This window comes from Vibrio sp. TRT 29B02, assembly GCF_050113655.1.
GTDB lineage: Bacteria > Pseudomonadota > Gammaproteobacteria > Enterobacterales > Vibrionaceae > Vibrio.
Map to the genome: position 1 here is coordinate 79,227 of NZ_JBNJOJ010000008.1, position 19,067 is coordinate 98,293.

The following is a 19,067-nucleotide window of genomic DNA, read 5'->3' on the forward strand; positions in this document are numbered from 1 at the left end:
CAAGACGGATAAGACACTCTTTAATAATAGGACGCTCTCCGCATTGCGCTAAACTCTTGCTGTTAACCATCTATAAGGTTGCACTCGGTCATAACACCAGTTAAACCCAGTCGCGTAGAAAAAGAAGAACACGAGAAATCCTGCTTCCAACATTATCGCTTCTAGAACTCCTATGGCTAAAAACCACGCAATGCTCGGCACCGTAATAAAAATCAGCCCTCCTTCAAAGCCGCATGTATGCAGCAAGCGCACTCGTAACGTTCGTTGTTGACGGGGAACAGCACACAGGCGATCAAACGCTATGTTGTAGGCGTAATTCCAAACCACAGTAAAAAGACTCAGTCCAATCCCTACAAGCGCTAAGTCACTGGTTTCTTTTCCAGTAATCAAGGAGGTCACTGGGATAATGATCGCTAGGGCGAATGCCTCAAAGGATACCGCGTGAAAAATACGTTCTTTAGTCTGCATCTTAATATCTCTGTTTGATCTCAACTTGAAGCGACATAATCATCTACAATCGAGATACTAAAAAGTTAGTTACCATCAGTAAAAGTGATATGTTTAGCATTGAACAACTTTCAGCCTTTTGCGCTACCGTCGAAACTGGATCATTTTCAGCCGCCGCTCGCAAACTTAATAAAGTGCAGTCTGCGGTGAGTCAGCATGTAATGAATTTAGAAATCGACTGCGGGACAGAACTGTTCCATCGTCAAGGTCGGTACCCAGTACTCACAGAGGCAGGGAAACAACTACTCCCCCACGCTAACGCCACTCTCAGGCAGCATCAGCGTTTGATTGAGTGCAGCACTAGCCTGCTCGCGCCACAAGAGCAAGCCATCACCATTGCCATTGACGAAGGGATTCCCTTGACCAATTTCACAGGCGTGCTTGAGCAGGTCACAAACCAATACACCCATCTAAAAGTTGAGATACTGGTCTCTTCAAGTACCGACATTCTCGATATGGTGACCGAAAAAAGAGCCACAACCGGATTAATTTTCTCAGAGATCGACACCCCTGCCTGCATTGATTTCGAATCGATTGGCCATGTTGAATTTGACCTGTATGTGAGTCAGAAACATCCACTTGCAATGCAAACATCTGCTAATGTCGATCAACTGTTGCTTCACCGCCAATTGTTGTTACGCTCTAGAAATAACAAAGTCAGTGGATTTCAGCAGGCATACAGCCCCGATATTTGGTACGCAGATAGCTACCACGTATTATTAGGCTTAATCGCTCAAGGCTTTGGCTGGGGATTTTTACCCACTCATATCGCCGCCAATGCTTGTGAAGAAAATCAGATTAAGCGAATTCCGATCGAGTTTGAGCGGCTACAATGGCAAGCCAATGTCGATGTGGTTCAGCACCAAGGGTTCGCAAATAAACCAGTACACAAGCTTCTTCGTACAGAGCTTCGTACGCTCCTATCAGGGACGAAATAATGAAAAAGATAACTATCGTAGGTGGAGGATGGTTAGGTAAGCCGCTTGGCCAGTACTTGACCTCTATTGGACACAGTGTCCATGTCAGTAAAACGACACCAGAAGGCGTTAAGGAACTTGAACAACTCGGTATCAATAGCTTCGTCGCGAACCTAGCGAATGGCAGTAACGATCTCGACCAACAGCTTAGTTCAACTCCAACTGACATCGTGATTGGCTGTTTTCCTCCGGGGTTTCGCAAACAGAGTGGTCAAGACTACGTTGGGAACTGGCAAACGCTGATTGCATCTGCGCAAAACAATGGGGTTCAACGGGTTGTTATGGTTAGTTCTACCACTGTGTACCCTAACCTAGCTCAAGAGATGGTCGAGGCGGATGCGACTCTCGATAAAAGTATCGATAATCCTGAGTTTAGTGACAATGCCAAGATCATGTTGCAGGCTGAGCAGCACCTAATTGATTCTAGACTCAGCTACGCAATTGTTCGTTGCAGTGGATTGGTTGGCCCCAACCGACATCCCTCTCGATTTGCGGCGATGTTAAAACAAGTTAGCGACCAAGCTCCTGCTAACATGCTTCATTTGCACGATGCTGTAGGTATCGTAAGTTTTATGGCCTTGAACAGCATAGATACCACCGTCAACGCCACCACCCCGAACACGGTGAATAAGGCAGAATACTATCAGGCGGCGTTAGACAGTGTCGCAAGCGATAACAAATTACCCACTCTCGTGCATGTCCCAGACAAACGCATCATCGCTGATAAACTTGTTTCGTTAGGTTATCGCTTTCATTTTCAACACACCTTAGATGCACTCTAGAAAGGTCAACCTCTTATGAGTCAATTAAAACTCTACCAGCAGATTGAACATTTATGGCAGTACATGCAGCTGTCAGACACCTTACAGCGGTCTGATTGCATCTTTGTGCTTGGAAGTAACGATATCCGCGTTGCGGAGTATGCGGCTCATCTCTATCTTGCAGGATGGGCGTCTAAAATCATCTTTTCGGGGGGCACTGGCCGATTGACTGAAGGTGTTTTTACTTCAAGTGAAGCCCAGACTTTTGCCGATTACGCGAAAGATCTTGGTGTACCAACGGCTGACATTATTGTTGAAGATAAAGCGACCAACACCGGTGAAAATGTTCGTTTCACCTACCAGTTATTGCAAAATCTAGGGCTAAATTTTAAGTCATTTATCTTGGTTCAAAAACCGTACATGGAGCGACGTACCTACGCGACTTTCGTTAAGCAATGGCCTGCTCCTTGTCAGCACATTTGTGTCACGTCATCCAAAACCACTTTCTGTGATTACTTCAACGAGGACATTGACCTGACAACGACAGTGACAGCAATGCTGGGAGATTTCGAGCGAATTAAAGACTACCCCAAGCTCGGTTTCCAAATTGAACAATCCATTCCAACGAGTGTAGAAAGTGCTTATCAGGCGGTGAAATCTGTTTTTGGTTAACGACCAGCTTTAAGCCGATAAACAAAAAGCCAGAGCAATGCTCTGGCTTTGTTAACATTTCCGCGTCTTAAGGATGAATGGCCGCTTCTTTCTCACTGTGATACTCGAACTTTAGCTCATCATCATTGAGATCAACTTTCACTGTACCGCCATCCACTAAAGAACCAAATAGCAGTTCATTCGCGAGTGGTTTCTTCAGTTGCTCTTGGATAACACGCCCCATAGGACGAGCACCCATGGCTTTGTCATAACCTTTAACTGCAAGCCAATGGCGAGCATCATCCGAAACTTCGAGCGATACACCACGAGCATCAAGCTGCGCTTGTAGCTCAACAATGAATTTGTCGACAACCTGATGGATCACATGTTCATCTAAGCTGTTAAACCAAATGATGTTATCCAAACGGTTACGGAATTCTGGCGTAAAGACCTTCTTGATCTCCGACATCGCATCATGACTATGATCTTGTTGGATCAAACCGATAGATTTCTTAACGGTCTCCTGAACACCGGCATTGGTGGTCATCACCAAAATAACGTTACGGAAGTCAGCTTTACGGCCATTGTTGTCCGTCAAGGTACCATTATCCATAACTTGCAGTAGCAGGTTAAAGATGTCTGGATGCGCTTTCTCGATTTCGTCGAGCAGAACGACTGAGTGAGGATGTTTGATGACGGCGTCCGTCAGCAAACCACCCTGATCATATCCGACGTAACCCGGAGGCGCACCAATCAAACGGCTCACCGAATGACGTTCACCGTATTCAGACATATCAAAGCGAAGTAGCTCGATACCAAGTAATTTCGATAATTGAACCGTGACTTCAGTCTTACCTACCCCCGTCGGGCCTGCAAACAAGAATGAACCCACTGGTTTATGGTCTGCACCAAGACCCGCGCGAGTCAACTTGATCGCTTCGCTAAGTACATCGATGGCATCATCTTGACCAAACACCAGCATCTTCATCTTCTCATCGAGCTTTTGCAGTATCTCTTTATCTGAAGATGAGACAGATTTTTCAGGTATACGTGCCATTTTAGCAACCATAGCTTCAATGTCTGCAACACCTACGGTTTTCTTGCGACGACTCGCTGGAGCCAAACGACTGCGAGCACCTGCTTCATCAATAACGTCAATCGCTTTATCTGGCAAATGACGCTCATTAATGTATTTAGCCGATAGCTCAACCGCCGCACGAAGCGCTTTATTGGTGTAACGCACTTCATGGTGTGCTTCATACTTAGGTTTCAAGCCCATAAGTATCTTAGTGGTGTCATCAAGAGACGGTTCAACCACATCGATTTTTTGGAAGCGACGCGATAGCGCACGCTCTTTTTCAAAGATGTTGCTGTACTCTTGATAAGTTGTCGAACCGATACAACGCAGTTTGCCGCTGCTTAGTAATGGCTTGATTAGGTTTGCCGCGTCGACTTGACCACCAGAGGCGGCACCTGCACCGATAATTGTGTGAATCTCATCGATAAACAGGATGGCATCGTCTTCTTTTTCTAGCTGTTTAAGAATCGCTTTAAAACGTTTCTCAAAGTCACCACGGTATTTAGTACCCGCAAGTAGCGAGCCAATATCCAACGAGTAAATCACACTGTTAGCGATAATCTCAGGCACTTGGCCTTCCACAATTCGCCATGCAAGACCTTCAGCGATCGCTGTTTTACCAACCCCTGCCTCACCGACCAGTAATGGGTTGTTTTTACGACGACGGCACAATACCTGAATCGTTCGTTCTAGTTCTTTCTCGCGACCAATCAGTGGGTCTATCTGCCCTTGTTTTGCAATATGGTTAAGATTCGTTGCAAAGCTCTCTAGGCGCTCCTCTGAACCAGTATCCTCGACGTTGTCGCTGAAAGAGTCAGAGGAATGAGAGTCATCACTCGAACTCGACGCTTTGGTAATACCGTGAGAAATAAAGTTAACAATATCTAGGCGGCTAATGTCGTTTTTCTTGAGTAGATAAGCCGCATGAGACTCTTGTTCACTAAAAATCGCCACAAGGACGTTTGCCCCTGTTACTTCACTGCGGCCAGAAGATTGAACATGGAATACTGCGCGTTGCAAAACGCGTTGAAAACTCAAAGTGGGTTGCGTTTCGCGAGTTTCGTCGTTTTCTGGAATGAGAGGGGTAGTTTGATCAATGAAAACATCCAGTTCACTACGAAGCGAATCTACATCTGCCTGACATGCCTGCAAAGCCTCTCTCGCTGCATCGTTTTCCAACAATGCTAACAGGAGGTGCTCGACAGTCATAAACTCATGTCGTTTGTCTCTAGCGCGAGCAAATGCGCCGTTTAGACTCGACTCTAATTCTTTATTCAGCATAAGTACCTCCTATAAGAACAACTTAGGTTGCTCGAACAAGCGCTAGGCTTGTTCCATTGTACAAAGCAAAGGGTGCTCGTTTTCCTTAGAATACATTGTAACTTGCGCTACTTTGGTCTCAGCAACTTCTGCAGTATACGTGCCACAAATTGCTTTTCCCTCATAATGCACCTGGAGCATCACCTGCGTTGCTTTGTCGATATCCATAGAGAAAAAGCGCTCTAGGATCTCAATCACAAAGTCCATTGGTGTGTAGTCATCGTTGTTTAGGACAACGTTATACATGGACGGTGGCTTAACTTTTGTTTTCTCTAACTCCAGCAGATCTGAATCTGGAGTAACCCATTCAAAATGTTTGCTCATGACTATTAGACGTTGATGTTTGACTGTTTTAATTTTACCACTTCACAGAGCAGAAGTTTTGAATTTAGTTCTTACTATTCCGAACAAAACGCTGCAATTAAATTTTGTTCTTACTTAGAGACTAATGCAGCAATTGCGTCGCTGCAAATAAAAGATTTCTATCGGCGTAAGAGATGTATCTAATTGATTAAAAAGAAACCAAAAACAATAACAGCGACTTATAGATTATCGATATTTATCAAGCCAAATCGTTGCAAAAATGTAAATCTCAAAAGTGATTTGTTTGTAAATATGTAGACTGTAATACCTTTTTCCTATTGACTGTGCTCAATCATTGGCTACATTGGTCAAATAGTGACTGAAAATTTGGCAGCGGCTGAATGGAAATTCACTTTCTGTTTACAAGGAATCAATGTAAATATTCAAACAACATCAGTAACAAAATGCATGAGGGATGTATAGCATGGCTACAGGTACAGTAAAATGGTTTAACAACGCCAAAGGATTTGGTTTTATCTGTCCAGAGGGAGAGGATGGAGATGTGTTTGCACATTATTCAACCATTAAAATGGATGGTTATCGTACTCTGAAAGCTGGCCAACAAGTGAATTTTGAAGTGGAAGAAGGACCTAAAGGCTATCACGCAAGCTGTGTAGTTCCGGTTGAAGCTCAACCAGCAAAATAAAATCGCTGCCAACTTAATCGTTTTAAACATGAAAAAACCCGCTTTTCAGCGGGTTTTGTTGTATCGAATGTCTGACTTAGCCGTTGATGATTGCGTTAAGTGTTTCGCTTGGGCGCATCAAAGCTGACGCTTTTTCAAACACAGGTGCATAGTAGCCACCTAGGTCACCAGCGACACCTTGTGCATCATTCAATTCTGCAACAATCTTCTCTTCTTGCGCCGCTAGTGCTTGAGCGATTGGCGCAAATTCAGCAGCAAGTTCAGCATCGTCAGATTGTGACGCGAGTGCCTGTGCCCAGTATGTTGCTAGGTAGTAATGGCTACCACGGTTGTCCAACTCACCTACTCGACGCGAAGGAGACTTGTTGTTATCTAGGAAGTCACCTGTTGCTTTGTCCAGAGCGTCTGCCAGTACTTGCGCCTTAGCATTGCCTGTTACTGTGCTTAGATGCTCAAGAGAAGCGGCAAGAGCGAGGAACTCGCCTAGTGAATCCCAACGTAAGTGGTTTTCTTTCTCTACCTGCTGAACGTGCTTAGGAGCAGAACCACCCGCGCCCGTTTCAAATAGACCGCCACCGTTCATGAGAGGAACGATGGATAGCATCTTCGCTGATGTACCAAGCTCAAGAATCGGGAACAAGTCAGTTAGGTAGTCACGAAGAACGTTACCCGTTACTGAGATCGTATCTAGACCTTGCTTGATACGCTCTAAAGAGAACTGACAAGCTTCTAATGGAGCAAGGATCTTGATCTCTAGACCTTCAATATCGTGTTGAGGCAAGTACTGGTTTACTTTCTCAATCAGCTGAGCGTCATGAGCGCGGTTTTCATCTAGCCAGAAGACCGCTGGCGCACCCGTTGCACGTGCACGAGTGACTGCAAGCTTGACCCAATCTTGGATTGGTGCGTCTTTAACCTGACACATACGGAAGATATCGCCTTCTTCTACTGATTGCTCCAGTAGCACTGCACCGGATGCATCAACGATGCGCACTGTGCCCGCTGCATCTAGGATAAAGGTCTTATCATGAGAACCGTACTCTTCGGCTTTCTGAGCCATTAGACCAACGTTTGGTACGCTGCCCATTGTCGTTGGATCGAATGCACCGTTCTCTTTACAGAAATCAATCACAGCCTGATAGATGCCTGCATAGCAACGATCTGGGATCATCGCTTTAGTGTCTTTCTGCTTGCCGTCTGGTCCCCACATTTGACCCGACGAACGCAACATTGCTGGCATAGAAGCATCGACAATGATGTCACTTGGAACATGTAGGTTTGTGATGCCGCGATCTGAGTCAACCATCGCCAAAGGCGGTTGAGTTTCGTAAACAGCCTCTAGAGCCGCTTCAATCTCTTCTTTCTGTGCCGCAGGAAGCGCTTGAATCTTAGCGTACACATCACCCAGACCGTTGTTTACGTCAACGCTAAGCTTATCGAATAGGTCGCCGTATTTCGCAAATACGTCTTTGTAGTACACTTTAACAGCATGACCAAAAATCACTGGGTCAGAGACTTTCATCATTGTCGCTTTCATGTGCAGAGACAATAATACGTCTTGCTGTTTTGCTTCTTCGATTTGCGCTTCAAAGAACTCCACTAGGGCTTTCTTGTTCATTACTGAGCAATCGATAATCTCTTTATCTTGCAGAGCAAAAGGTGCTTTAAGCTGTTTTACTGAACCCGCTGCATCAACAAACTCAATGGCAACTTTTGTCTCACCTGAAACGGTATGAGATTTTTCACTACCGAAAAAGTCGTTGTCTGCCATGCTAGAAACGTGTGACTTCGAGTCTTTAGACCATGCACCCATTGAATGTGGGTTCTTCTTCGCATAGTTCTTTACAGATAGAGGAGCACGACGGTCAGAGTTACCTTCGCGCAAAACTGGGTTTACCGCACTACCTTTAATTTTGTCGTACGTTGCTTTGATCGCTTCTTCTTCGTACGTACTTGGTTCTTCAGGGTAGTTAGGTAGGTTGTAACCTTTTTCTTGAAGCTCTTTAATCGCGGCTTTCAACTGAGGGATAGAAGCTGAGATATTAGGTAGTTTAATGATGTTTGCTTCTGGTGTTTTAGCCAACTCACCAAGTTCAGTCAGCGCATCACCAATGCGTTGTTCTTCAGTTAAGTGCTCTGGGAAGTTAGCAATAATACGCCCAGCTAGAGAGATATCACGTGTATCAACGTTGATACCTGAAGAAGCAGTAAACGACTGAATAATTGGAAGAAGTGAATATGTCGCTAGCGCAGGTGCTTCATCAGTAATGGTGTAAATAATTGTAGGTTTTTCTGTAGGCATGAAATTTCCCTATTTGTTCTAGCAAAGCCATCGGATGAGTAGCTTTGTGTAAATGGCCGGCAACAAGTTGATTATTCATCCCCTCACTTGTCGCGTTTTGTCCGTCTCTTTTTGTTTTGGTCGCTTCACAGCGAGTGACTTGAGTGCGGTTAGTTATAATTAAACAAAAACATGATAATAGTCTATTATCTTGTTCAACAATCCTGTTTTCGGGCGCGCAAATGATAGCTCATCTAAGCCGCTGAAGAAACTTTACAACACACTTTATTTACATTTTTGCAAGGTAGTTAACATGTCATCACGCACTCGCCGTGACTCATCCTCTGCGACATCGAGAAAGCAACGCTCTGGTTTTAAACACAAAAACTCAAATGGTGGAACCAACAAACCTTCTTCCAATGCTCGTAAAGCCTCTCCGTCAAATAAGCCAAAAATCTCGCTGCAAGATCGAAAGGTCATCGTGTTTAATAAACCGTTTGACACTTTAAGCCAGTTTACGGATGGTGACGGACGAAAGACTTTGGCAGACTTTATTCCTGTGAAAGGTGTTTATGCCGCAGGCAGACTCGATCGAGACAGCGAAGGTTTACTGCTATTGACGAACGATGGCATTCTACAAGCCAAACTTACTCAGCCTAGCTCTAAATCACCTAAGACCTATTGGGTACAAGTCGATGGCGCACCTTCCGAAGATGATTTGGACAAGCTGCGTAAAGGGGTTGAACTGAAAGATGGAATGACACTGCCTGCTGGCGTTGAGATTATGCCTGAACCGAACGTGTGGCCACGCACCCCACCCGTTCGCTTCCGCGCAAATATTCCAACAACTTGGCTAGCAATCACCATTGTTGAAGGCCGCAATCGTCAAGTTCGTCGCATGACAGCCAACATAGGTTTTCCAACTTTACGATTAATCCGTCACTCTATCGGAGAGATCACGCTGGGTGATTTACAACCTGGGGAATGGAAAGAAATAACGCTCTAATTGCACAGCAGCAATCGAGTTAAGCGACCGCTTTTCCTTGAAAAAAGGAGCACTTCTTTCCTGCTTTTTTGGCTAAGTACAGGCCGTTGTCTGCTTTAGACAACGTCTTGTCTAGACCTTCATTAAGGGTGAATTGCTCAACTCCCGCACTGAAAGTGACATGAATGTTCCGTGAGTCGAAAATTATTGGACTTTCCATGACACTGCTTTGTAACTGCTCAATCAATTGAGGCAATCCAACGTCGGCCACTCGTTTGGGTTCGAGAAGGACGACAAACTCCTCGCCTCCCATTCGATAAATTTGTTGGCGAGTGACGACTTTATCTAAACGCCTGACGACCTCTTTTAACACCTCATCTCCACCAGCATGACCATAGTTGTCATTGATCGCCTTGAAATCATCCAAATCTAATGCAAACAGATAACAGCCATTGAGCGATAGTGGTTTTTGTTTGAACGTCGTGACTAAAGCTAAACGGTTTTGTGCACCCGTTAGCGCATCTTGATGTGCCAAAGAATTAAGTTGTTCAACCCCTCGCACGCGACTATCTTCATAGACGTGAGAAATCGCCCAGACAAATATGTATGCCATGACGAGATTCAAATATGTCGCAAAATAAGTCATCAACTGCTCACCGAGCGAATAATAGAGAACTGTGACCTCTAAGCAGAGAAAAATAAGACTCCAAATAAATCCAATCCTGATCCCTAACGCGAGATAGAATACGGTTGGCAACACCACCGCCCACAAATAAACCGTGCTCTCTGTTCGGCTAACGTATGTTCCATAACTGATTAAAAAGGTTAGAACAACACAATGGAATCCAAGAAACCAATTCGGCTGAGTCGATTTTCTTACATACTGAAGCATGGTAAAAGAGACGACAAAATAAACAAGCTCTATGATACCCAACAACGTCGCGTTTTTTCCAAAATAGAAAACATTGGTTAAGCCGAATAACAATGATGTCCCGCCTAAAACAACACACATACCAACTAAGACTTTGCGCCTAAGTTGGTAGGTTGCGTCGCATTGAATCAGGTGATCGTTCATATCTGTATCTATTACCCAAAAGTGTTACGTATTTTTAACACAAAGACGCGTAATATTCATGCTTTGAATGTAAAAAAGCCGCTTGTTTCCAAGCGGCTGCAAATAGATTGATGTGACTCGAAAATTATTCCGCGTCTTTTTCTTTTGCTGCTGTGACAGCGATAGCCAACTCTTCAAGCGCCGCCGGATTCGCTAGGCTTGGAGCATCGGTCAGTAGACATGAAGCCGCTGTTGTTTTCGGAAACGCAATAACATCACGGATGTTCTCAGTACCGCATAACAGCATAACTAGACGGTCAAGACCGAAGGCTAAACCTGCGTGTGGAGGCGTACCGAACTTAAGTGCGTCTAATAGGAAGCCAAACTTAAGCTGTTGCTCTTGTGCATCGATACCTAGAATGTCAAATACTGCTGCTTGCATTTCTGCGTTGTGGATACGTACTGAACCACCGCCCACTTCATAGCCATTTAGCACCATGTCGTATGCGTTAGAGTTCGCAGCTGCTGGGTTCGCTTTTAGCTCTTCCGCGTTAACACCTAGAGGTGATGTGAATGGGTGGTGCATTGCATGCAAGTTGCCTTCGTCGTCTTCTTCAAACATTGGGAAATCAACAACCCATAGCGGCGCCCATGCAGATTCATTGGTTAGCTCTAGATCTTTACCTAGTTTCAGACGTAGAGCACCCATTGCTTCAGCAACGATGTTTGCTTTGTCTGCGCCAAACAGGATGATATCGCCAGTTTCAGCTTGCGTACGATCTAGAATGCCGTTGATCACCTCTTCGCTTAGGAACTTAGCAACTGGAGACTGAATACCCTCAATGCCTGCTGCACGGTCGTTAACCTTCATCCAAGCTAGACCTTTCGCACCGTAGATACCAACGAACTCGCCGTAAGCATCAATTTGCTTACGTGTTAGTGACGCACCACCTGGTACACGAATAACAGCAACGCGGCCTTTTTCGTCGTTAGCAGGCGCTGAGAATACTTTGAACTCAACGTCTTTCACTAGGTCAGCGATGTCTACAAGCTCTAGTGGGTTACGTAGATCTGGCTTATCAGAACCAAAACGACGGATAGCTTCGCTAAACGGCATTACTGGGAATTCACCGAGATCAACGTTAAGCAGCTCTTGCCACATTTCACGGATCATTTTCTCAGTTGTCGCGCGAACTTCATCAGCCGACATAAATGACGTTTCAATATCGATCTGAGTGAATTCAGGCTGACGGTCTGCACGCAAGTCTTCATCACGGAAACACTTAACGATTTGGTAGTAACGGTCAAAGCCCGACATCATTAGCAGCTGTTTAAATAGCTGTGGAGACTGTGGTAACGCGTAGAAGCTACCTTTATGAACTCGGCTTGGTACCAAGTAGTCACGAGCGCCTTCAGGGGTCGCTTTTGTCAGAACTGGCGTTTCGATATCTAAGAAACCGTTGTCATCTAGGAAACGACGGACAAAGCTTGACGCTTTTGCGCGTAGTTTGATGCGGTCACTCATTTCTGGACGGCGAAGATCCAGGTAACGGTATTTTAAGCGTTGCTCTTCAGAGTTCTTCTGATTGAAGTCCAGTGGTAGAACATCACTGCGGTTAATGATTTCTAGACCTTTGGCGATAATTTCCACTTCACCCGTAGCCATGTCTTTGTTCACTTGGCTTTCAGGGCGTACTCGTACTTCACCAGTTAATTTGATACAGAACTCATTACGTAGAGTGTTTGCGATTTCATACGCGTCTGCCATATCTGGATCGACAACAACCTGAACTACGCCTTCACGATCTCGCATATCAATGAAAATAAGACCGCCTAGATCACGACGACGGTTAACCCAGCCGCAAAGTTCTACAGTTTGTCCTGCAAGGGACTTGTTCAGGTGACCACAGTAATGGGTACGCATAATGAATTTCCCAATCTCTTTAAATTTGTTGATTACTATCTATCGGTGTTAACTTTACCGATAGAGCAAAGTTCCATTTATACGCTGAAAGTTGGTCGAGATCGACTACCCAGCATACAATTTATTGCGATTTATCATCTATTGATGCTTTTTAAAGCAATAAAGGCGTAAAACAGCATCAATGTAAGATAATTGGCGCTGATTATAGCCCCATAATGGGTGGTTCGGCAAAGCTCTATTCTTCTAATCAAATCATGGGTGTTAAGTACAAAATATGGACCGTTTACCCGTCAGACTCGGGCTGACCATGTGGTCTCACAACAATTGGCAGCAAAGCGTTTATGGAAAAGGGACTAAACCCTCTGAAAGGCTAGAAAAATATGCGCGCGTCTTTCATACCGTGGAGGGGAATACCACCTTCTATGCAACCCCGACATTAAGCACTGTCAATAATTGGAAAGCAGCCACTCACGACGAGTTTCGTTTCACCTTCAAGCTACCCCAAGCTATTACCCATCAACAAATGCTGCGAGGCAGCCAAAGTCAGTTGAAAGAGTTCATGCACATCATGCAACCGCTGCATGATCGGATTGGTCAATGGACGATCCAGCTTCCCGCTGCGTTTTCACCCGAGCATCTCGATATATTGAAGAAATTTTGTGCCCTATTTCCACCCAACTTTCCTATCGGTGTTGAAGTGCGCCATCCGGCTTTTTTTGCTAAAGGCGAAGCGGAAATTGCCTTGAATCAGTGGCTGATCGAAAACAATTACGATCGCATAATCATGGACAGCCGCCCTGTGTTCTCTGAACCACTTGAGCCAACACACCCCCACTACGAGTCCTTGCTTGACGCCCAACAGAAAAAACCCAAAGTGCCTGTCCATGCCATCGCCACGGCAAGTCGGCCGATGGTGCGTTTTATTGGCCACCCACAAGAAGAGAAGAATCTCGCCTTTTTTCAGCCATGGTTAGCTAAACTGCCTCAATGGATAGCGCAGGGAAAACAGCCATATTTGTTTATTCACACGTCGGATAACCTTATCGCTCCGGAGCTGGCTGCAACCTTGTATAAGAGTTTGCAGCAACAGACCCTTTTGCCTGACTTATCACCATTTCCAGCAGACGATGGCGTATCACAGCTTCAGATGTTCTAAAGAGAATCACCACAAAACATGACACAGGCGTTTATTTCTCATAAAATACGCGCCTTTTTAATAGCTGTAGACCATGTTGGCGACCAAGCCGACATCTAGTGAGAACTGAGTATGAACCCTAAGAGCAATCCGGATACTATTTTTTCGGCTCCAATCGATAAAATTGGGGATTTCACCTTTGATGAACGTGTCGCCGAAGTGTTCCCAGACATGATTCAACGCTCAGTACCTGGCTACAGCAATATCATCTCAGCGATTGGTATGCTGGCGGAACGCTTCGTCAAGCCGCATTCAACCATCTACGACCTAGGTTGTTCACTCGGTGCTGCAACGCTCTCGATGCGCCGTCACATCAATCAAGAAGGCTGTAAAATCATCGCCGTAGATAACTCATCTGCGATGGTAGAACGCTGTAAGCTACACGTAAACGCGTATCGAAGTGACACGCCAGTGGAAGTCGTTGAAGCGGACATCCGCAATATTGAAATTGAAAATGCCTCTGTTGTGGTACTTAACTTTACCCTGCAATTTTTGTCTCCTGAAGACAGATATGCCTTACTTGAAAAGATCTACGCTGGTTTACGTCCAGGTGGGATTTTAATTCTGTCTGAGAAGTACGTGTTTGAAGACCAAGTGTCCAATGAGCTTCTGATTGATCTCCACCATGACTTTAAACGAGCCAATGGCTACAGCGAACTTGAGATCAGCCAAAAGAGAAGTGCCATCGAAAACGTAATGCGTCCTGACTCTAAGCAAGAGCACAAAGCGCGTTTTAAAGCGATTGGCTTCACTAGCTACGATGTCTGGTTCCAATGCTTTAACTTTGGCTCTATGTTCGCGATTAAATAGCGAGAATTTTTCGACTCACTCATTTTGTGTCAAATTTTTAATTTAATATCAGTGATAAGACTATGTTTAATTTTGCTAATTTCTACCAGTTGATTGCTCAAGATACACGCCTTCAACCTTGGTTAAACGTACTCCCTCAGCAGCTAACCGACTGGCAAAATGCGGAACATGGTGACTTTGGTCGCTGGGTCAAAGCATTGAACAAGATCCCACAAGGCTCGCCTGACCAAGTCGATCTAAAAAACTCTGTCACTCTTGCCAATGACACGCCTTTTCATCAAGGCGAGTTGAACAAGCTTGAAAGCCTGTTGCGCACATTCCATCCGTGGCGTAAAGGCCCGTACCATGTTCACGGCATTCATATTGACACCGAGTGGCGCAGTGACTGGAAATGGGATCGCGTTCTGCCACACATTTCACCACTGAAAAACAGAAGTGTGCTTGATGTCGGTTGTGGTAACGGTTACCACATGTGGCGCATGCTGGGTGAAGGTGCTCGGCTCACTGTCGGTATCGACCCTTCTCACCTATTTCTGATTCAGTTTGAAGCGATACGTAAACTGATGGGTGACGATCAGCGTGCGCATCTGCTACCTCTAGGTATAGAACAACTTCCTAAACTGGAAGCGTTTGACACTGTGTTTAGCATGGGTGTGCTCTATCATCGCCGCTCTCCACTGGATCATCTTATCCAATTGAAAGACCAACTGGTTTCTGGTGGCGAACTGGTGTTAGAGACATTGGTTATCGAGGGTGATGAGACTTCTGTACTTGTTCCTGTTGATCGCTACGCTCAGATGCGTAACGTCTATTTCTTCCCGTCAGCAAAAGCACTCAAGGTTTGGTTGGAACAAGTGGGCTTTGTCGATGTGCGTATTGTCGATGAAAATGTCACAAGCGTTGGAGAGCAACGTACCACGGAGTGGATGACTCACAACTCTCTGCCTGATTACTTAGACCCGAATGACCCATCGAAAACCGTCGAAGGTCACCCAGCACCAAGACGCGCGATTCTGGTTGCTAAAAAACCATAAATATTGACAGAGAGTTAACCCAAGTTCGACTTGAAAACGTTTCTCTCGTATCCAATAGCCAATACAATAATAAGGATGCTCAGCATCCTTATTTTTTGCGTATGATCATCCCTTCCTCAAATTTTGAGAGCATCAATCCAATTGCTGCTTGTTTGCGATAAAATATATACGCTAAACTTCTTATTTAATTAATAATTCTATTTACGTTCAGGTTTCTCAATGTTGACAAGATTGACCCCTTTAATGGCCATAATGCTAGTCTCTGGTTGTACGCTGACAAACAGCGAACAGCTCCACCAAGAAACACTTGCAGCCATTCAGGCTTCAGAAACAAATCTCACCACTCAATACGAAAACCTAGCTTTGCAATTGAGCAACCAGTCTGATTACATCGAGAGTCTTGAGGATCAGGTCAACTTACTTGAACAGCAGTTGTCCGATTTCAGAACTGAAGCGATGAATGAAGTCCGTAAAACTGCGGCGCCAGTCGTCCTCACTACCCCAGCTCCTGCCCAACCAACACCGACTCATGGCATCGTGCTCGGCGAAGTAGAAAAAGTCACCATTGATTCAATCAAGCAATCTTTTGACGCGCGTGTTGATACCGGAGCTGCGACATCATCACTCAACGCTATCGATATTGAAGAGTTCGAGCGCAATGGTAAGAATTGGGTGCGCTTCCATCTTTCAGATGGAGAGAAAACGCTTGATGAATCTAACTGGATCGAAGCGCCTATTCTTCGTTTCGTAAAAATTCGCCAATCAACCAATGAAGAAGTCGAAAGACGAGCGGTGATTGAATTGTGGGTTAAACTCGGAAAAATCCATGAAAAAGCGCAATTTACCTTGGCGGATCGTTCTCAGATGAGTCATCCTGTACTACTAGGACGCGAATTCATCCGTGATATAGCTGTCGTTGATGTAAGTAAAAAATACATCCATACGGAAAACCAAGAAAAATAACAAGGTAGCGTAAGCTTATGACTTCAAAAATCCCTTTTTATATATCAGTTGCCCTATTAATTGTTGCTGGTATTGCATTGAGCATCTTCCGCCACCAGAATTATGGCGTTCCTTGGACACCAGGCGAAGCACGTCAGGTCTGGGACATCGAGGCTCGCATTGAATTTAGTGGTCAATCCAAGCCTGTCAAAGCCTCATTAGCTGCACCTCATACTCAGACAGGCTTCACCTTAATTGATGAATCATCTTCTTCTCCTGGTTACGGTCTTTCATACGTAGAAACTGAATCCGGACGCCGCGCCGAGTGGTCAGTACGTCAGGCCACAGGACCACAAACCATCTACTATAAAGCTCAGTTCTTGGTTGATCCCCAAGCTAAGGTCGAATCAACGCCACCCACCAACGAAATGACTCAACCGACCTTTGATGGCCCCGCAGAGGCTGCCGTTCTTGCGTTGATTGAACGTGCGAATCAACGCTCTGCTGACGACATTACCTTCACTCGCGAGTTGATCAAATCAATCAACGATTCAGAGAGCCAAAATGCTTCACTACTGCTGAACCGCATGAGCAAAGTAGACGCAGTGGCAAAAATCCTCGCTTACGCCAAAGTACCAAGTAAAGTCGTTGGCGTTATCGAGCTTGAAGATGGCCGTCGTCGACAAACTATCCAGAACATGAATCAGGTATGGAACGGAAATCAATGGGTTCTGTTTAATCCAAACAACGCTAACCCTGCCATTTCTGACAACATTCTGGTCTGGGATGAATCTAATGTGTCACTACTTGATTTAGTGGGCGGTCAAAACAGTCAGGTTCACTTCTCTATGATCGCGCAGGATATTACGCCATCACAAGCAACCAAAGATAAAGTACTCGCAGATGGTCTATTAAACTTCTCGATTCACAGCTTGCCTCTTGAAGAACAAGCGATGTTTAAAACCATTATGCTGATCCCGATTGGCGCTCTGATCGTTGTGTTCTTACGTGTGATTATCGGTCTGAAAACCTCAGGTACATTTATGCCGGTGTTGATTGCCGTCGCCTTTGTTCAGACTCAACTCGTTACGGGTATTGTTGGCTTCTTGCTGATCGTCGGTACGGGCCTTATCATTCGAAGTTATCTATCGAAGCTCAACTTACTGTTAGTCGCGAGGATATCGGCGGTGATCATCACGGTAATTATGATCATCTCTGTGTTTACCGTTGTCGCATTTAAGATTGGCTTAACCGAAGGCTTATCGATTACTTTCTTCCCTATGATTATTCTATCTTGGACGATTGAACGTATGTCCATTCTCTGGGAAGAAGAAGGCGCGAAGGAAGTCGTGCTGCAAGGCGGTGGCTCACTGCTCACTGCTGTGCTGGTTTATCTCGCGATGACGAACCCATTCATTCAGCACCTGACCTTTAACTTTATCGGTCTACAGTTGATCGTGTTAGCGGCTATCTTGCTGCTAGGTACTTACACAGGTTACCGCTTAACTGAACTCCGTCGCTTTAAACCGCTAGCGGAGGAGTAAGTGATGTTTTCGAAATATACATCGCCGTTCAAGCTCCGCCACAAAGGCATTATGGGCATGAACAAGCGCAACCACAGCTACATTGGCCGATACAATGACCGTTCAAAGTATCCGCTGGTTGACGACAAGCTCAAAACCAAAATCATTGCTGAAGCGGCCGGCGCTACGGTACCAAAACTGATTGGTGTGATTCGCAATCAGGCTGAAGTTAAAACCATTCATGAAATGGTCAAGAACTGGCCTGGCTTTGTGATCAAACCAGCCCAAGGTAGTGGTGGTAAAGGTATTTTGGTTATCACGTCACATAAAGATGGTGTTTACACCAAACCTTCGGGTTCCACCATTAATCAAGAAGATGTAGAGCGTCATATCAGTAACGCATTGGCGGGGCTCTTCTCCTTAGGCGGCAAAAACGATGTTGCTGTTGTGGAGAATTTGATTAAGTTTGATGACTGTTTCGAAGGTTTCAGCTACGAAGGCGTACCTGATGTGCGCATCATCGTCTTCAAAGGTTATCCGGTAATGGCGATGATGCGCTGCTCTACTGCCGCCTCTGACGGTAAAGCAAACTTGCACCAAGGTGCCGTTGGTGTGGGCATTGATATCGCGACAGGCCGTGCTGTCCGAGCTGTACAGTTTGACCAACCTGTTACCCACCATCCAGACACCGGCATGGAGTTAGCGACCCTTCAAGTACCTCATTGGGAACGGCTACTGATCCTTGCTTCAAGTGCATGGGAAATGACTGGGCTCGGCTATATGGGTACCGACATGGTACTTGATAAAGAGGAAGGTCCAATGGTGCTAGAACTGAATGCTCGTCCTGGACTTGCTATTCAAATCGCTAACGGCGCTGGCTTATTGCCTCGCCTTCATCATATCGAGAGTCTTGGTTCACCCGCTGAGTATCCGAAGCCAGCCGAACGCGTCGCTTATGCCGCGCGTCAGTTCGGTATCTTCGCCAAAGAAATACCTAGATAGCTCTGTTTTAACGA

Annotated in this window: 17 protein-coding genes; 11 read left to right on the forward strand and 6 right to left on the reverse strand. The window is 45.3% G+C overall.

Translation table 11 applies throughout. The features are described from left to right. Window positions 1-48: 48 nt before the first annotated feature. Window positions 49-468, reverse strand: a complete 420-nt coding sequence (locus ACQEXT_RS06910; RefSeq protein ID WP_426951218.1) for a PACE efflux transporter — start codon at window positions 466-468, stop codon at window positions 49-51. 89 nt (window positions 469-557) lie between these two features. Between ACQEXT_RS06910 and ACQEXT_RS06915 the strand changes: the two genes are divergently transcribed. The 3 genes from ACQEXT_RS06915 to ACQEXT_RS06925 are packed head-to-tail and all read left to right on the forward strand — an operon-like array spanning window position 558 to window position 2,917. Further along, window positions 558-1,445 carry a LysR family transcriptional regulator gene (locus ACQEXT_RS06915; RefSeq protein WP_426951220.1) on the forward strand — a complete coding sequence of 296 codons (888 nt, stop codon included), beginning with the start codon at window positions 558-560 and terminating at the stop codon, window positions 1,443-1,445. Then, entirely contained in the window at window positions 1,445-2,266 is an 822-nt protein-coding gene (locus tag ACQEXT_RS06920) for an NAD(P)H-binding protein (protein WP_426951221.1), read from the forward strand. Before ACQEXT_RS06915 ends, ACQEXT_RS06920 begins: the two co-directional genes overlap by 1 nt. Before the next feature lie 15 nt (window positions 2,267-2,281). Then, window positions 2,282-2,917 (forward strand): YdcF family protein, encoded by a 636-nt coding sequence (locus tag ACQEXT_RS06925; RefSeq protein WP_426951223.1) that lies wholly within the window; start codon window positions 2,282-2,284, stop codon window positions 2,915-2,917. Between the two features lie 67 nt (window positions 2,918-2,984). Here ACQEXT_RS06925 and clpA read toward each other — a convergent pair whose 3' ends face one another. After that, entirely contained in the window at window positions 2,985-5,255 is a 2,271-nt protein-coding gene (gene clpA, locus ACQEXT_RS06930) for an ATP-dependent Clp protease ATP-binding subunit ClpA (protein ID WP_331427442.1), read from the reverse strand. 42 nt (window positions 5,256-5,297) lie between these two features. After that, window positions 5,298-5,618: an ATP-dependent Clp protease adapter ClpS gene (gene clpS, locus ACQEXT_RS06935; protein ID WP_006879492.1), complete on the reverse strand. Its 321-nt coding sequence runs from the start codon at window positions 5,616-5,618 to the stop codon at window positions 5,298-5,300. A 463-nt stretch (window positions 5,619-6,081) separates the two neighbouring features. Between clpS and cspD the strand changes: the two genes are divergently transcribed. Then, window positions 6,082-6,303 (forward strand): cold shock domain-containing protein CspD, encoded by a 222-nt coding sequence (gene cspD / locus ACQEXT_RS06940; RefSeq protein WP_138972431.1) that lies wholly within the window; start codon window positions 6,082-6,084, stop codon window positions 6,301-6,303. Window positions 6,304-6,379: 76 nt separating this feature from the next. On the opposite strand, the gene ACQEXT_RS06945 is transcribed toward cspD, so the two are convergent. Continuing rightward, window positions 6,380-8,605, reverse strand: coding sequence for an NADP-dependent isocitrate dehydrogenase (locus ACQEXT_RS06945; RefSeq protein ID WP_426951226.1), 2,226 nt, complete (start codon window positions 8,603-8,605; stop codon window positions 6,380-6,382). Between the two features lie 292 nt (window positions 8,606-8,897). On the opposite strand from ACQEXT_RS06945, the gene ACQEXT_RS06950 reads away from it, so the two are divergent. Continuing rightward, window positions 8,898-9,590 carry a pseudouridine synthase gene (locus ACQEXT_RS06950; protein ID WP_426951227.1) on the forward strand — a complete coding sequence of 231 codons (693 nt, stop codon included), beginning with the start codon at window positions 8,898-8,900 and terminating at the stop codon, window positions 9,588-9,590. Between the two features lie 19 nt (window positions 9,591-9,609). Here ACQEXT_RS06950 and ACQEXT_RS06955 read toward each other — a convergent pair whose 3' ends face one another. Further along, window positions 9,610-10,644 carry a GGDEF domain-containing protein gene (locus tag ACQEXT_RS06955; RefSeq protein WP_426951229.1) on the reverse strand — a complete coding sequence of 345 codons (1,035 nt, stop codon included), beginning with the start codon at window positions 10,642-10,644 and terminating at the stop codon, window positions 9,610-9,612. A 124-nt stretch (window positions 10,645-10,768) separates the two neighbouring features. After that, complete coding sequence (gene aspS, locus ACQEXT_RS06960; protein ID WP_138972427.1) at window positions 10,769-12,547, reverse strand: aspartate--tRNA ligase; 1,779 nt, start codon at window positions 12,545-12,547, stop codon at window positions 10,769-10,771. A 274-nt stretch (window positions 12,548-12,821) separates the two neighbouring features. Here aspS and ACQEXT_RS06965 point away from each other — a divergent pair, with 274 nt between their 5' ends. The 6 genes from ACQEXT_RS06965 to ACQEXT_RS06990 all read left to right on the forward strand — a co-directional run bounded on the left by ACQEXT_RS06965 (window position 12,822) and on the right by ACQEXT_RS06990 (window position 19,053). Beyond that, window positions 12,822-13,703: a DUF72 domain-containing protein gene (locus ACQEXT_RS06965; protein ID WP_426951231.1), complete on the forward strand. Its 882-nt coding sequence runs from the start codon at window positions 12,822-12,824 to the stop codon at window positions 13,701-13,703. Between the two features lie 111 nt (window positions 13,704-13,814). Then, window positions 13,815-14,552, forward strand: a complete 738-nt coding sequence (cmoA, locus tag ACQEXT_RS06970) for a carboxy-S-adenosyl-L-methionine synthase CmoA (protein WP_138972425.1) — start codon at window positions 13,815-13,817, stop codon at window positions 14,550-14,552. A gap of 62 nt (window positions 14,553-14,614) precedes the next feature. Further along, on the forward strand, window positions 14,615-15,586 hold the full coding sequence (cmoB, locus tag ACQEXT_RS06975) for a tRNA 5-methoxyuridine(34)/uridine 5-oxyacetic acid(34) synthase CmoB (protein ID WP_269377182.1): 972 nt from the start codon (window positions 14,615-14,617) through the stop codon (window positions 15,584-15,586). A 219-nt stretch (window positions 15,587-15,805) separates the two neighbouring features. Then, entirely contained in the window at window positions 15,806-16,549 is a 744-nt protein-coding gene (locus ACQEXT_RS06980) for an ATP-dependent zinc protease (protein WP_331427504.1), read from the forward strand. Between the two features lie 17 nt (window positions 16,550-16,566). Beyond that, window positions 16,567-18,072 (forward strand): inactive transglutaminase family protein, encoded by a 1,506-nt coding sequence (locus tag ACQEXT_RS06985; protein ID WP_426951233.1) that lies wholly within the window; start codon window positions 16,567-16,569, stop codon window positions 18,070-18,072. Window positions 18,073-18,075: 3 nt separating this feature from the next. Beyond that, a complete protein-coding gene (locus ACQEXT_RS06990) occupies window positions 18,076-19,053 on the forward strand; it encodes an alpha-L-glutamate ligase-like protein (protein WP_138972421.1) in 978 nt (325 codons plus the stop codon). The last annotated feature ends 14 nt before the right edge of the window (window positions 19,054-19,067 follow it).